Origin of the sequence: Phreatobacter sp., from assembly GCF_016793595.1 — a bacterium.
Taxonomy (GTDB): Bacteria; Pseudomonadota; Alphaproteobacteria; order Rhizobiales; family Phreatobacteraceae; genus Phreatobacter.
Genome location: NZ_JAEULY010000015.1, coordinates 382,470 through 397,340, shown reverse-complemented (window position 1 = coordinate 397,340; position 14,871 = coordinate 382,470). Strand labels below are relative to the sequence as shown.

Here is a 14,871-nt window from a genome sequence, read left to right as displayed (position 1 = left end):
GCATGTCAACACGCCGCAACAGGCGGAACCGTCCTGGGGAGGACACCATGACCACGGCCACCGCCGAGGGGCGCAACAGCCCCTATTCCGCCTTCGACCTGACGCCCGACCAGCGCGAGATTCTCGATCTTGCATCGCGCTTTTCGCAGGACGAGCTGCTGCCGCTGCAGCAGCGGATGGACGACGAGGAATGGTGGCCGCCTGAGGCCATGCCGAAGCTCGCGGAGATGGGTTTTCTTGGCGTCACGGTGCCCGAGAGCCTCGGCGGCTCGGGCTCGGATTTCTTCACGTCGGGCCTGATCACGCAGGGGCTCGCGCGCTACAATCCGGCCGTCGCGCTGTCCTACGTGGCGCACGAGAACCTTTGCCTCAACAACATCGCGCGCAATGCCGGCGAGGCGGTGAAGAAGCGCTTCGTGCCCGGCCTTTGCGACGGCACGAAGATCGGCGCGCTGGGGCTGACGGAGCCCGGGGCGGGCTCCGATGCGCTCGGCTCCATGGCGACGACGGCGCGCCGCGACGGCGACGACTACGTGCTCAACGGCCGCAAGCTCTACATCACCAACGGCCCCGTGGCGGACCTCGTCCTCGTCTATGCCAAGACCGACAAGGCGAAGGGCGCCAAGGGCATTTCCGCCTTCGTGGTGGAGAAGGGCACGCCGGGCTTCGCTGTGGCGCAGAAGCTCGACAAGATGGGCTTTCGCGGTTCGACCACGGCCGAGCTGACCTTCGACGATTGCCGCGTGCCGGCGACGAACATGGTGGGCGATGAGAACCGCGGCGTTGCCGTCGTGATGAGCGGCCTCGACCTCGAACGCGCCATCGTCGCCATGATCAATGTCGGCATGGCCGAGCGCGCGCTCGATCTCGCCATCGACTATGCGAAGACGCGCCAGCAGTTCGGCAAGACCATCGGCGAGTTCCAGCTGGTGCAGGGCAAGCTGGCGGAGATGTATGTCACGGTCGAGGCGATGAAGTCGCTCTGCTACCGCACGCTGGCGCAGGCCAACGACCTCGGCGAAGGCGACGGCGGGCGCGGCGAGATCCACAAGGTCACCGCCGCCGCCATCATGTTCGCCGCCGAGGGATGCACGCGGGTCATCGGCGATGCGGTTCAGATTTTCGGCGGCGCCGGCTATATGCGCGAGACCGAGGTCAACCGCCTGTATCGCGCCTCGAAGCTGCTGGAGATCGGGGCAGGCACGACCGAAATCCGCAAGCTGATCATCGCGGGCGAACTGCTGCGGAGCTGAGCTTCGTCAGTTCGCGAACTTCGCCGGTCGCCGCTCGATGAAGGCTGTGATGCCCTCGCGGAAATCGGCCGTGCCGGCGCGCTCCACGAACGACGCCTTTTCCGCATCGAGCTGGGCGTCGAACGAGGCCGACACCGCATCGCCGACGAGCCGCTTCACCGCGGCCGTGGTTGCGGCGGAAGCTCCCTCGAACGTCGTGGCAAGGGCAATCGCGGCCTGTTCCGCCTCGCCGGCGGGCACGACCCGGTTGACGAGGCCCCAGGCGAGCGCGGTCCTGGCGTCGACCCGCTCGTTGGTCAGCAGAAGGTCGAGCGCGCGCCGGCGCCCGACAAGTTGTGCCAGCGACCATGACAGGCCACATCCGGGCTGGTGCCGAGCTTCGTATAGGCCGCGAGGAAGGTCGCATCCTCCGTCGCGACGACCAGGTCGCAGCCAACCGCCAGCGAGAAGCCGCCGCCCGCGACCGGTCCATGGACGGCCGCGATCACCGGCTTCGGCATCAGCGCGATGCCGCGCAGGGCGGTGTGGAACAGGTCGATGAGGTCGGCTGCCGATTCCGACGCACCCGCGAGATCGCCATGAAACAGGCTGAGATCGCCGCCGGCGCAGAAGGACCGGCCGGTGCCGGACAGCACCACCGCCCGAACGGCGTCGAGATCGGCCGCCGCATCGACCGCCGCGACGAGGCCACGGCCCATGGCCGGATCGAGCACGTTGAGCTGCTTCGGGCGGTTCAGCCTGATGACCGCCACCGAGCCGACAATATCGAACAGGACGGGGCTGTCGGGCGATTGATCGGTCATGGCTTCCTCCATCCGGCTGGTGGCGCCAGCCTCTCATGCCCTTGCAAGACGAGCAATTTGCGGTACAGTCCATGAAAAATGAATGATATTCAATAGGGAGAGAAACGATGGGCGAGGTCCGCCTTGAGCAGCGCGGTGCGGTGCTGTGGCTCGTCATCGACCGCGAGGAAAAGCGCAACGCGCTGGATGATGCGGTTCTTGCCGAGCTGATCGCCGGCGTCGAGGAAGCCGGCCGCCGCGAAGGTGTCCGCGCCCTGGTGCTGACTGGCGCGGGCGGAAAGGTCTTCTGTGCCGGCGGCAACCTGAAATCCGATGCGGACGGCGATCCCTTCCGCGTCGATCCGAACCGTCTCGACAATCCGGTTGCGATCCTTCTGCGCGCGCTCGAGAACTGTCCCGTGGCGACCATCGCGCGGGTCAACGGCCACGCGCTCGGGGGCGGTTTCGGTCTCGTCTGCGCCTGCGACTTCGCCATTGGCGCGGACCATGTCCGGCTCGGCACGCCGGAAGTCACGCTCGGCCTGTTCCCGCTGATGATCCTGCCCTCCATGCTGAGGGTCCTGTCGCGCCGCGATGTCATGCGCCTCTCGGCCACCGGCAAGCCGGTCTCGGCGGCGGAAGGCGTTGCCATCGGCGCATTGAGCGAGGCCGTGCCGGCGGCTGATCTGGACGCCCGTATCGACGAACTGGTCGCGACGCTTTCGGGCGGCGCGCCGACGGCCATGCGCTTCGGCCGCAGGGCCCTGAACACGATCGCCGAAATGCCCTATCTCGACGGCGTCGAATATGCCCAGCGCGTGCTGCCGCTGCTGGCCAGGACCGACGATGCCGTGGAGGGCTTCAAGGCGTTCAACGAGCGCCGCCAGCCCCGCTGGGTGGCGTCATGAGCGCGGAACGGATCGTCCGCATCGGCGGTGCTGCCGGGTTCTGGGGCGACAGCCCCGAGGGCGCCCGCCAGCTCGTGACGCGCGGCAATATCGACTATCTCGTCTTCGACTATCTCGCGGAGATCACGCTGGCGCTGCTCGCACGCATCCGCGCGAGGAAGCCCGATCTCGGCTATGTCCCGGACTTCGTGGAGGTCGTCGGTGGTCTGCTGCCGGAGATCACGGCGCGCGGCATCAAGGTCGTCTCGAATGGCGGCGGCATGAACCCTCAAGGCGCGGCGGTGGAACTCGCGCGCCGGTCTGCCGCGCTCGGCCTGTCCCCGAAGATCGCCGTCGTCACCGGCGACGATGTGCTGCCCCAGATTGAGGCGATCCGCGCGGCGGGAACAACGGAGATGTTCACGGGCGCGCCGATGCCGGAGCGTTTCGCCAGCGCCAATGCCTATCTCGGGGCGGGCCCCATCGCGGCGGCGCTCGCCAAGGGTGCCGATATCGTCATCACCGGCCGTTGCGTCGATTCCGCCGTCACGCTCGGCGCGCTGATGCATGAGTTCGGCTGGGGCGCGGGTGACTATGACAAGCTCGCTGCGGGCAGCCTTGCCGGTCACCTCATCGAATGCGGCGCGCAGGTGACGGGGGGCATCGCCACCGACTGGGCCGAGGTGCCGGGCTGGGACGATATGGGTTTCCCGGTCGTCGAGTGCCACGCCTCTGGCGAATTCGTGGTGACGAAGCCGGATGGCACCGGGGGCCGCATCACGCCGCTGACGGTGGCCGAGCAGATGCTTTACGAGATCGGCGATCCCGCCGCCTATCTCCTGCCCGACGTCGCCTGCGACTTCCGCACGGTGACGATGGTGCAGGACGGGCCGGATCGCGTCCGCGTCGCGGGTGCCAAGGGCCGCCCGCCTTCCGGCATGCTCAAGGTCAGCGCGACTTACCCCGACGGTTTCCGCACCATCGGAACGGTCACGATCGGCGGGCGCGATGCCGCGGCCAAGGCGGCGCGCGCGGGCGAAGCCATCCTGAAGCGCGCCAGCCGCCTGATTGCCGAAGCCGGCCACGCCGATTTCACCGAGACCTCCGTCGAAGTGCTCGGCAGCGAGGCGACCCATGGCGACAACGCTCGGCCCGAAGCGCGCGCCAGCCGCGAGGTCGTTCTGAAGATCGCCGCGCAGCACGCGCAGGAGAAGCCGCTGGCGATTCTCGCTGGCGAAATCGCGCCGGCCGCCACCGCCATGGCGCAGGGGCTCACCGGCTTCTTTGCGGGCAGGCCTGGCGTGCAGCCGGTGTTTCGCGGCTATTCGTTCCTCGTGCCGGCCGACAGTGTCACGGCGAGGGTGGCCATTGGCGACGAGAGCTTCGTCGTCGAGGCCCCGAAGGGAGGGCCAAGCGATCCCGCGCCGGTCGAGATGGCAGGGGTGGCGACGGTTCGTGGCGAAGCAGCGACGCTGCCGCTCGTTGCCCTCGCGGTCGGACGCAGCGGGGACAAGGGCAATTCCGCGAATATCGGCGTGATCGCGCGCCGCGCCGATGACCTGCGGCTGATCAAGGCGGCGCTGACGCCCGAAGCGGTCAAGAATTACTTCCGCCAGACCGGCGTCACCCGCGTCGAGCGCTTCGACCTGCCCGGCATCGCCGCGCTCAATTTCGTGCTGCACGACTGCCTCGGCGGGGGAGGCGTCGCCTCGCTGCGCATCGACCCGCAGGGCAAGGCCTTCGCGCAGATGCTGATGGACTTCCCCGTTCCCGTTCCCGCCGGCTACGAGCCGCCGGCCCGCGGAGGCTGACCTGATGACCGATGCCGCATCCCACGATCCGCTCACCGCGCCGCTGACCTATCGCGAGGACCTGCTGAAGGATCAGGTCGTGCTTGTTTCGGGAGCCGGCAGCGGTATCGGCAAGGCCATCGCCATCCAGTGCGGCCGGCTGGGTGCGAAGGTCGTGATCTGCGGCCGCAAGGTCGAGAAGCTGGAGGCGACCGCCGCCATGCTGCGTTCCATCGGCGCGGAGGCGATGGTGCGGCCGGCGACCATTCGCGACGCGGAGGATGTCGACCGGATGCAGGCCGAGATCTGGGACCGTTTCGGCCGGCTCGATCATCTCGTCAACAATGCCGGCGGCCAGTTTCCGCAAGCTGCCATCGACTATTCGGTGAAGGGCTGGAACGCCGTCATCGACACCAATCTCAACGGCTCCTGGTACATGATGCAGGCGGCCGCGAAGCGCTGGCGCGACGCCGGGCAGGCCGGCTCCATCGTCAATATCGTCACGGTGGTCTGGCGGGGCATGCCGGGGGTTGCGCACACCTGCGCCGCGCGCGCGGGCGTGATCTACCTGTCCAAGACCCTCGCCATCGAGTGGGCGCCGCTGAACATCCGGGTGAATTGCGTCGCGCCGGGAGCCATCGCCACGGAAGGCATGGACGTCTATTCCGAGGAAGCCCAGCGCGACCTGCCGAGCTCGAACCTGATGCAGCGGTTCGGCGCGGCGCGCGACGTCGCCGACGCCGTCACCTATCTGGTCGGTCCGAGCGGCGCCTTCGTCACCGGCGAGGTGATGGTCGTCGATGGCGGCAACCAGGTCTGGGGCGACCAGTGGACCATTCCGCGCCCGGACTATTTCCGGCAGGGTCGCTGACGCCGGGCTCCGCGAAGGGACGCGCGACCTATCGCCACGCGCATCACAGCAGTCGATGCCGGGTGCAGTTCGCCACGCGCGATGCGGGAGGAAATGCACGTTTTCCCGCAAGGTCATGCACGAACCGAAAGTTCCCCACCTTAGCGCCTCGTCGCGACAAATCTACCCCGGCCCGAACGAAGGAGCCCGGCGCGTCCACAGCTTGCACGGCGGCGAAACAGCGTGCCAGTTTCCGAAACGATCGTATTGGAGACTGCATGCCAATCCTTCCCAAGGCCGATGTCGTTCTGCGCGGCGGCCGCGTTTTCGTCGCCTATGGTGAGCCCGTCGCGGAGGCCGTGGCCCTGTGGAGCGGCAAGGTGCTGGCGGTCGGCTCGTCCGCCGACATCGAGCCTTTGATCGGACCGGCCACGAAGGTCGTCGAACTGCGCGGCCGGCTGGCCACGCCGGGCCTGTTCGAGGCCCATGCCCATCTCCTGCCCATGGGCGTGTCCATGGCCGAGGTCGATGCGCGGCCCCAGGCCGCCAACACGCTCGACGGGCTTCTGAACCTCATTCGCGAGGCCGCGAAGACCAGGAAACCCGGCGAATGGATTCTCGCGCGCGGGTATGATCACTTCCAGCTCGACGTGCGCCGGCACCCCCACCGCACCGAACTTGATGCGGCGGCGCCCGACAACCCGGTCTATCTCGTCCGCACCTGCGGTCATCTCGCGGTGGTCAACTCGCTGGCGCTGAAGCTCGCAGGCGTCACCAAGTCTTCTCCGGTTCCGGCCGGCGGCGCCATCGAGCAGGTCAACGGCGATCTGACCGGTCTTCTCGCCGAGAATGGCCGGCTGCCGGTCAAGGCTGTGCTGCCGGCGGCCTCCGACGAGGAGCTGGTCGCCGCCATCGAGCGCGGCGCGCAGTACATGAACTCCTTCGGCATCACGTCGACCATGGACGCCGCCGTCGGCATTCACTCGAAATACCGCGAGATCGTCGCCTATCGCACGGCGGTCCGCACCGGCCGTCAGCCGATCCGCGTCACCCAGTGCCTGCTCGACATCCCCGACGGCATTCTCGACCAGTGCCACGGCGAGGGCCTGATCACTGGCTCGGGCGACGACATGCTGCGCATCGGCCCGGTGAAAATCTTCACGGACGGCTCCGCCGGCGGCAAGACCGCCGCGATGACCGCGCCTTACGAGGGCGAGGAGCAGACCCACGGCATCTACTGCCTGACCGACAAGGAAATGGAAGAGGCGACCATGGCCGTGCATGCGCGCGGCTATCAGCTCGCCGTCCACGCCATCGGCGACGGCGCCATCGAGCAGACGCTGGTCGCGACGGAGAAGGCGCTGGCGAAATACCCCGACGCGGATCGCCGCCACCGGATCGAGCATTGCGGCTTCAACACGATGGATCAGATGAAGCGCATGCGGCGCGCCGGCATCGAGCCCGTGCCGCAGCCGGTCTTCATCTACGATTTCGGCGATCTCTATCAGTCGGTCATGCCGGACGAGCGTCCGGCGACCAGCTATCCCATGAAGACCTGGATCGACATGGGCTTCAGCCCGGCCGCCTCGACCGACGCGCCGGTCTGCGACGCGAATGTCTGGCCGAATTTCTACACCATGCTGACGCGCAAGACGTCTCGTGGCACGGTGGTCGGCGGCGGCGAGGCGATCTCGATCGAGCGCGCCATCCAGGCCTATACGGAATTCGGAGCCTACGTGAACAAGTGCGAGGACCATCGCGGAACGCTCAGGCCCGGCCAGGCGGCCGATGTGGCGGTGTTCTCGCGCGACCTGCTGACGGCGACGCCGGAGCAGCTGCTGTCCGGGACGCGCTGCGACCTGACCATTCTCGGCGGCGCCTGCGTCCACGACGCGACCGGCGAATGGAAGGGCTGACCGGATGGGCACCCATCTGATCCATCGGGCGGTTTTGTCTGTACCGGTTCTGTTTGGCGTTCTGCTGCTCGGCTTCATGCTGCTGCAGCTTGTGCCGGGGGACGTTGCGCAGGTGATCGGTGGCCCGCAGGCGACGCCCGAGGTGGTCGAGCAAATCCGGCGTGATCTTGGCCTCGACCGGCCGCTGGTGGTGCAGTTCCTGCTGTACATGGGCCGGGTGCTGCGTGGCGACCTCGGCTATTCGATGATCAACAACACACCGGTCATCTCGGAACTGGCGGATGCGATCGGGCCGACGGCCGAACTGATGATCGCCTGCCTCGTCTGGTCGGTGCCGATCGGCATCGCGCTCGGCACCGTCGCGGCGGTCAACCGCGGCAACCTGCTGGACCGGCTGATCATCGCGGTGTCGGTGCTCGGCGTCTCGACGCCGGTCTTCTTCGTCGGCCTGATGCTGATCATGTATGCCGGCTACCAGTGGGAGCTGCTGCCCTTCCTCGGCCGCGCCGGGCCGCTGTGGACGCGCGAGGGCCTTGCCCATATCGCGCTGCCGGCGCTGACGCTGGGGCTGATCTTCATCGGCCCGGTGGCGCGCATGACGCGCACGGCGGCGCTGGAGGTGATGAACGCCGACTATGTCCGCACGGCGCGCGCCAAGGGCCTCGCCGAACGGACGGTGATCATCCGCCACGTGCTGCGCAACGCGCTGATCCCGGTGATCACCCTGATCGGCCTGCAGGCCGGCTTCCTGCTCGGCGGCGCGGTGGTCACCGAGACGATCTTCTCCTGGCCCGGCGTCGGGCGGCTGGCGGTGGGCGCGATCCTCGCCCGCGACCTGCCGCTGGCGCAGGGTTCGATCCTGGTCCTCGCGGTGTCGTTCATCGTCATCAATCTCGTCGTCGACGTGCTCTACGGCGTCCTCGATCCGCGGGTCGCCAAGTGATGGCCCAGTCCGCTTCCTCCGCCGCTGCGCCCGCCGCGGCATCGCGCCCGCCCTCGGCGCTGAGACGGCTGTTCCGCGACCGCCTGGCGCTGGCCGCGGCCGTCGTGCTCGTCCTCCTCATCGCCGCCGCCATCCTCGCGCCGTGGATCGCGCCGAACGATCCCTACCTGACCAACACGCGCCTGCGCATGCTGCCCCCGGTCTGGGAGGGGCGTGGCCGCTGGCAATTCCTGCTCGGCACCGACGGGCTCGGCCGGTGCCTGTTCTCGCGCGTGCTGTTCGGCCTGCGCGCGACGCTGCTGATGGGCCTGATCGCCACCGCCATCGGCGGCGCGATCGGCCTCGCCCTCGGTCTCCTCGCGGCCTTCTACAAGCGCCTCGACGGCTGGTTGATGCACCTCGCCGACATCCTGCTGTCGTTCCCGGCCATCCTGCTCGGCCTTGCCTTCGCCGCCGTGGTCGGGCCGGGCATGACCGCCGTCGTCATCTCGCTCGCCATCGCCACCATCCCCACCGTCGCCCGCGTCACCCGCGCCTCGGCGCTGGTGGTCATGGGCCAGGACTTCATCGAGGCCGGCCGCGCCATCGGCCTCAACGACCGCACGCTGCTGACCCGCTACCTCGCGCTCAACTGCATCTCCTCGGTCTTCGTCTATCTGACCCTGCGCTTCGGCCAGGTGATCCTGCTCGGCTCCGCCCTGTCCTTCCTCGGCCTCGGCGCCCAGCCGCCCGCCGCCGAGCTCGGCACCATGGCCTCCGCCGGCCGCAACGAACTGTTCCTCGCCCCCCACATCGCCGTCATTCCTTCCTTCGTCATCGTCCTGCTCGTCCTCTGCGCAAACGTCCTCGGCGACGCGCTCCGCGACCTGCTCGACCCGAGGCTCCGCAACACCTGACGGCCCGCGCAGAACGGGCCGCGCAAAACCCCAGGACTTCAGAGGAGTTGAACTGATGAACTTCAGAAAACTGGCACTGGTCGCCACGGCGCTTGCCGGCGGCGGACTGCTTGTCGCGACCGAGGCCGCAAGGGCTCAGGCGCAAAACACGCTGACCATCGTCCGCGAGGTCGATTCCGACCGCTACGATCCGCACCGCTCGACGGCGCGCGCCGCCACCGAGGCGCTGTTCATGCTGGCCGATACGCTGGTGTCGCTCGACCATGACATGACGTCGATCAAGCCCGGCATCGCGGAGAGCTGGTCGGTGTCGGCGGACGGCAAGGTCTATACGTTCAAGCTGCGGCAGGACGTGCAGTTCTGCGACGGCAAGAAGATGACCGCCGACGATGTCGTCTATTCGCTGAAGCGCTGGATCAATCCGGAGACGCGCTCGCCGGTGCGCTGGCGCGCCGGCCCGGTCGAGGACATCGTCGCCAAGGACCCCTACACGGTCGAATACCGTCTCACCGCGCCGTTCTCGGAACTGCTCTACCAGCTCACCCAGAGCTTCGCGGTCGTCATCGACAAGGCGAATGTCGAGGCCCTCGGCGCCGATTTCGGCGTGCGCGGCTTCAACGGAACCGGCCCCTATTGCTGGGTCGACTGGCGCCCGCGCAACGACATGCGCATGCGCCGTCACGACGCCTATCGCTGGGGTCCGCCGATCTACGAGAATCGCGGCCCGGCCCACATCCAGGAGATCGTCTGGCGCATCGTGCCGGAAGAGAACACCCGTCTCGCCGCCGTGCTGACCGGCCAGAGCCAGGCCACCCAGTACGTGCCCTATTCGGGCCTCGCCCAGATCCGCGCCAACCGCAACCTGCGGGTGGTCGAGAATCCGGCGGCGTTCTGGACCTACTTCATCGGATTCAAGGTCGACAAGGCCGGCGTTGATGATCCGGCCGTGCGTCGCGCCATCGTCATGGCCGTGGATCAGGAGGCGATCTCCCGCGACCTGAACTTCGGTGAGACCGAACCCGCCTATTCCTACATCCACCAGTCGGCCACCGACTGGGACAAGCGGCTCGATTCGCAGCTCATCCGCACCAATGTCGCGGAAGCCAACCGCATTCTCGACGCGGCCGGCTGGGTTCGCGGTCCCGACGGCTTCCGCGCCAAGAACGGCGTCCGGCTGTCGCCGATCGTCTACACGTTCACCGGTTCGACCTGGTCGAAGCTCACCGAGGCCGTGCAGGGCGACCTGCGCAAGATCGGCGTCGACCTGCGCATCCAGCTCTTCGATGCGACGGTTGCCTGGGGCAAGCTCGCCACGCAGGAATTTGACCTGTTCGGCATGTCCTTCCCCTACATCACGGCCGGTGACGCGCTGAACCTCTACTTCCGCTCGACCAACGTGCCGACGCCGAACCGGATGAACTGGCGCAATGCCGACACCGACCGCCTGCTTCAGGCCGGCATGACCGCGGTCAACGAGGCCGATCGCGCCGCGGCCTATGGCCAGGTGCTCCAGCAGGTCCATGAGGCGGCGGTCTGGATTCCGCTCTACCACGAGCCGATGAAGATCGCGGTCTCCAACCGTCTTGCCCCGTTCCGGGCGCACAACAACTACGGCTCGGGCTTCTACAAGGGCCTCGACCTGCGCTTCGTGCGCTGATCTCCAAACACGGCCGGGCGCGCCTGCCGCGTGCCCGGCCGCTTCATTCCAAGTCCGGACGAGATGTCATGCCCGTCACTCTGATCAAGAACGCCGCCTGGGTCGTCGCCTATGACGGCGAGAAGCACACCTATCTCAACGACGCGGACGTGGCCTTCGACGGCAACAGCATCGTGCATGTCGGCCCCGGCTTTGCCGGCGCCGCCGAGACGACCATCGATGGGCGCGGCCTTCTCGTCATGCCCGGCCTCGTCAATGTCCACTCGCATCCCGCCTCCGAGCCGATGACCAAGGGCTGGAACGACGAGCTCGGCTCGCAGAAGCTCTACCAGTCGTCGCTCTACGAATTCATGCCGCTGTTCCGGGCCGATGCCGGCGGCGCGCCCGACCCCGACGACATCCCCGCCTCGGCCACGGTCGCCTATTCGGAACTGCTGCTGTCCGGCGTCACCACGCTGGTCGACATGTCCGTCGCCTGGAAGGGCTGGGTCGACACTTTCGCCGCCTCGGGCCTGCGCGGCGTGCTGTCGCCGATGTTCCGTTCGGCGCGCTGGTTCACCAAGAACGGCTATGTCGTCGAATATGAATGGGCTCAGGACGAGGGCTTCGCCGCGATGGATGCGGCGATGTCCGTGCTCGACGAGGCGGCGAAGCACCCGTCGGGCCGCATGTCGGGCATGGTCTCGCCGAGCCAGATCGACACCTGTTCGCCCGGCCTGATCAAGGCCGCCTTCGATGAGGCGAAGCGCCGCAACCTGCCGTTCCAGATTCACGCGGCCCAGTCGGTCGTCGAGTTCCACGAGATGACCCGCCGCCACGGCATGACGCCGGTGGAATGGCTCGGCTCCCTCGGCGTGCTCTCGGAGCGCTCGCTGATCGGCCACGGCATCTTCCTCGACCATCACAGCTCGGCGCACTGGACGCGGCGAGACGACATTCAGGACCTTGTCGACACCGGCACGACGGTCGCCCATTGCCCGACCGTGTTCCAGCGCCGCGGCATCACGCTCCGGACCTTCGGCGAATATGTCCGCCGCGGCGTCAACATGGCGATCGGCACGGACACCTATCCGCACAACATGATCGAGGAGATGCGCCACGTCGCCATCATGTCGCGAGTGATCGCGCAGGATTGCTACGATGTGCGGTCATCCGACGTGTTCAATGCCGCGACCCTCGGCGGCGCCAAGGCGCTCGGCCGCAGCGATATCGGCCGCATCGCCAAGGGCGCCAAGGCCGACATCGTGCTGGTCGATGTCACCCACCCGTCCATGCGCCCGGTCCGCGACCCCGTGCGCTCGATGATCTATGCGGCGGCCGAGCGGGCCATCCGCACGGTTTTCGTCGACGGCAAGAAGGTGGTCGATGGCGGCAAGGTGCTGACCATGGATCTGGCCAGCGCCTGCGAGAAGCTGGAAGCGGCCCAGCGCCGCGCCGAGGCTGGCGTCCGCCAGCTCGACTGGGCGAGCCGTGATCATCTGACGATCTCGCCGCTGATGTTCCAGGCCGGGCAGGGCAAGTAGCGCCGTCTGTCGAGAGCGGGCCTGCATGACGAACAGGCGGGCCGGTGCATCCCGATCAGGCTGCGCCGGCCTTGTCATGTCGCGGGGCCAATCGGGTCCGTTCAACCCATGTTCACGCTTTTGCGTCCAGGGTCTGGCCCTTCGCGCTTGCGAGACGGGCGTGCCGGTCCTACACGGCATTGCCAGAATGGGCGCGTTGAACTAGTTTTTGCGACTCATTGGCAACTCAGAACGGGCCACCTTGATCCGTCGCTTGGTCAGAACCGGACCTTTTGAATCGGCGGCACGCCTTGTGCTGGCGGTGATGGTGCTGTTCGCCATGTCGGCGCCGCTGGCGCATGTCCATGCGACCCACGCCTCTCCCGCGGGCGGCCAGTTGGAAAGCGGCGCCCATGCCGCGCATGCCGGGCATCAGCATTCCCACCAGAACGAGCCGGCTGCGCCCGACCATCCTGCCGGCGGGCTCGACTGCTGCCTCCACCATTCGTCACCGATCTCGCCGCAGGTCGGCGCGCCCATGCTCGCCCGCTACGATGCGGTATCGGGCCGTATTGCAATTCCGGACGACCTCGTCCTGGACGCCGCGGCCGCGAGCCGCCTCGAACGACCACCACGCCAGCTGCATTCGACCTGACGTCGCACGTCGTACCGGCGTGCGAAGACCCCTGTCGTTTGGAGCCTTCTCATGTCGCTGTCCGGCACCGCGTCGCGCCTTTTGCGCATCCTTGGCGCTATCGCGTCCCTTAGTCTCTTTGCCCCGGGCGGAGCCATTGCGGGTCCCGGCCACGATCATGGCCCCGAAGCGGCTCCGGCCGCGGCGGTGGCCAGCCCGCGGATCACGGCGGGTTCGGATCAGTTCGAACTCGTCGGCATCGTCGAAGGCGAGGTTCTGGTCATCTATCTCGACCGTTTCGCCAGCAATGAGCCGCTGACCGACGCGACCATCGAGGTCACGATCAACGGCACCACGCACAAGGCCGAGGCCCAGTCGAACGGCACCTACGAGGTGACGACGCCCGCGCTGAAGCAGCCGGGCAGCCTCGAAGTCGTCGCCGACATCCGGCATGGCGAGACCACCGACCTGCTCGTCGGCTCGCTGACCATCCCGTCGCCGGCGGCGGCCACGGCGGCGCGGGCGAGCGGCTGGCGTGGCATCGTGACCCGCGTCCAACAGGAGGTTTCGACCGTCAGGCCGACCATGCTGGTCGCTGGGGCCCCGCTGCTGCTCGGGCTCCTGATCGGCCTTGGCTTCAGGTCGCGGCCGAAGCTGGTGATCGGTATCTCCGCCATCGCTTTCCTCGTCATGGCGACCACGCTGAGCTTCGCTCACGAGGGGCATGATCACGGTGGCGCGCCGGCCTCGACGCAGGGCAATGCGCCGCATCGCCGCCCCGACGGTTCGATCTTCCTGCCGAAACCCACCCAGCGCCTGCTGGAGGTCCGCACCGAAATCGTGGCCCCGCAGGAGGCGAGCCCGACGGTGCGTTTCGCCGGACGGATCATCGCCAATCCGAACCGGTCGGGCCAGGTTCAGGGCACGATCGGCGGACGAATCTCGACGGCGGGCAATGGCCTGCCGCGCCTTGGCCAGAGCGTGCGCGCCGGGGAAGTGCTCGCCTTCGTCCAGCCCTCGTTCCTGCCTGTGGATGCGGCGACGCTGCAGCAGACGGAAGGCGATCTCGAACAGCAGATCGCCCTCTATCGATCGAGGCTCGAGCGCCAGCGCGTGCTGGTCGAGCGCAACGCCATTCCGAGGCAGTCGCTGGAGGAGACGGAGATCCAGCTGCGCGGCCTCGAGCGGCGGCGGACGGAGCTGCGCCAGAGCAAGGTCGTTCCCGAGCCGCTGACGGCGCCGGTGGACGGCGTCGTCGCGGAAGTCCGCGTATCCATCGGTCAGGTCGTGTCGCCCGCCGACATCCTGTTCCAGGTCATCGATCCGCGCTCCCTGTGGGTGGAGGCGCTGGTCTTCGATCAGATCAACCCCGGCGACATCCGCACCGCGACGGCGCGGCTTCCCGACGGTCAGGTTCTGACTCTCAAGCTAGTCGGGCGATCCCGTTCGCTGCAGCAGCAGTCGACGCTGCTCCAGTTCGAGATCGAGAATGCGCCGTCATCGCTCGACATAGGCACGCCGATTTCAGTGATCGCGGAGACGGGCCGGAAGCTCACCAGCATCGTGCTGCCGCGGGCGAGCGTGACGCAGGCCCCGAACGGTCAGAGCGTCGTGTTCCAGCACCGCGACGCCGAGGTGTTCGTACCGCGTCCGGTGCGGATGGAGCCGCTCGATGCCGAGCGCGTCCTCATCACCGGCGGCATCGAAACCGGTGAGCGCATCGTCATCCGCAGCGCGCCGCTGATCAATCAGGTGCGCTGA

Annotated in this window: 13 protein-coding genes; 11 read left to right on the top strand and 2 right to left on the bottom strand. The window is 67.8% G+C overall.

From position 1 onward, the window contains the following. The first annotated feature begins 47 nt into the window (after positions 1–47). Entirely contained in the window at positions 48–1,253 is a 1,206-nt protein-coding gene (locus JNK84_RS16875) for an acyl-CoA dehydrogenase family protein (RefSeq protein WP_293425840.1), read from the top strand. 6 nt (positions 1,254–1,259) lie between these two features. Here JNK84_RS16875 and JNK84_RS16870 read toward each other — a convergent pair whose 3' ends face one another. Then, positions 1,260–1,493, bottom strand: coding sequence for an enoyl-CoA hydratase-related protein (locus JNK84_RS16870; RefSeq protein ID WP_293425839.1), 234 nt, complete (start codon positions 1,491–1,493; stop codon positions 1,260–1,262). A 56-nt stretch (positions 1,494–1,549) separates the two neighbouring features. Beyond that, positions 1,550–2,056, bottom strand: coding sequence for an enoyl-CoA hydratase/isomerase family protein (locus JNK84_RS16865; protein WP_293425838.1), 507 nt, complete (start codon positions 2,054–2,056; stop codon positions 1,550–1,552). 107 nt (positions 2,057–2,163) lie between these two features. Between JNK84_RS16865 and JNK84_RS16860 the strand changes: the two genes are divergently transcribed. From JNK84_RS16860 to JNK84_RS16815, 10 genes are all read left to right on the top strand, one after another. After that, positions 2,164–2,943 (top strand): enoyl-CoA hydratase-related protein, encoded by a 780-nt coding sequence (locus JNK84_RS16860; protein ID WP_293425837.1) that lies wholly within the window; start codon positions 2,164–2,166, stop codon positions 2,941–2,943. Then, positions 2,940–4,733, top strand: a complete 1,794-nt coding sequence (locus JNK84_RS16855) for an acyclic terpene utilization AtuA family protein (RefSeq protein ID WP_293425836.1) — start codon at positions 2,940–2,942, stop codon at positions 4,731–4,733. Before JNK84_RS16860 ends, JNK84_RS16855 begins: the two co-directional genes overlap by 4 nt. Positions 4,734–4,737: 4 nt before the next feature. Further along, positions 4,738–5,583: an SDR family oxidoreductase gene (locus tag JNK84_RS16850; RefSeq protein ID WP_293425835.1), complete on the top strand. Its 846-nt coding sequence runs from the start codon at positions 4,738–4,740 to the stop codon at positions 5,581–5,583. Positions 5,584–5,840: 257 nt separating this feature from the next. Next, positions 5,841–7,478, top strand: a complete 1,638-nt coding sequence (locus JNK84_RS16845) for an amidohydrolase (RefSeq protein WP_293425834.1) — start codon at positions 5,841–5,843, stop codon at positions 7,476–7,478. A 4-nt stretch (positions 7,479–7,482) separates the two neighbouring features. Then, positions 7,483–8,421, top strand: coding sequence for an ABC transporter permease (locus tag JNK84_RS16840; protein ID WP_293425833.1), 939 nt, complete (start codon positions 7,483–7,485; stop codon positions 8,419–8,421). After that, positions 8,421–9,317, top strand: a complete 897-nt coding sequence (locus JNK84_RS16835) for an ABC transporter permease (RefSeq protein WP_293425832.1) — start codon at positions 8,421–8,423, stop codon at positions 9,315–9,317. Before JNK84_RS16840 ends, JNK84_RS16835 begins: the two co-directional genes overlap by 1 nt. A gap of 55 nt (positions 9,318–9,372) precedes the next feature. Beyond that, the gene (locus JNK84_RS16830) at positions 9,373–10,974 is read left to right on the top strand and encodes an ABC transporter substrate-binding protein (RefSeq protein WP_293425831.1); all 1,602 of its coding nucleotides are present in this window, start codon (positions 9,373–9,375) and stop codon (positions 10,972–10,974) included. Between the two features lie 68 nt (positions 10,975–11,042). Beyond that, positions 11,043–12,497 (top strand): amidohydrolase family protein, encoded by a 1,455-nt coding sequence (locus tag JNK84_RS16825; protein ID WP_293425830.1) that lies wholly within the window; start codon positions 11,043–11,045, stop codon positions 12,495–12,497. A gap of 241 nt (positions 12,498–12,738) precedes the next feature. Further along, a complete protein-coding gene (locus tag JNK84_RS16820) occupies positions 12,739–13,131 on the top strand; it encodes a hypothetical protein (RefSeq protein WP_293425829.1) in 393 nt (130 codons plus the stop codon). A 186-nt stretch (positions 13,132–13,317) separates the two neighbouring features. Further along, positions 13,318–14,871 (top strand): efflux RND transporter periplasmic adaptor subunit, encoded by a 1,554-nt coding sequence (locus JNK84_RS16815; protein ID WP_293425828.1) that lies wholly within the window; start codon positions 13,318–13,320, stop codon positions 14,869–14,871.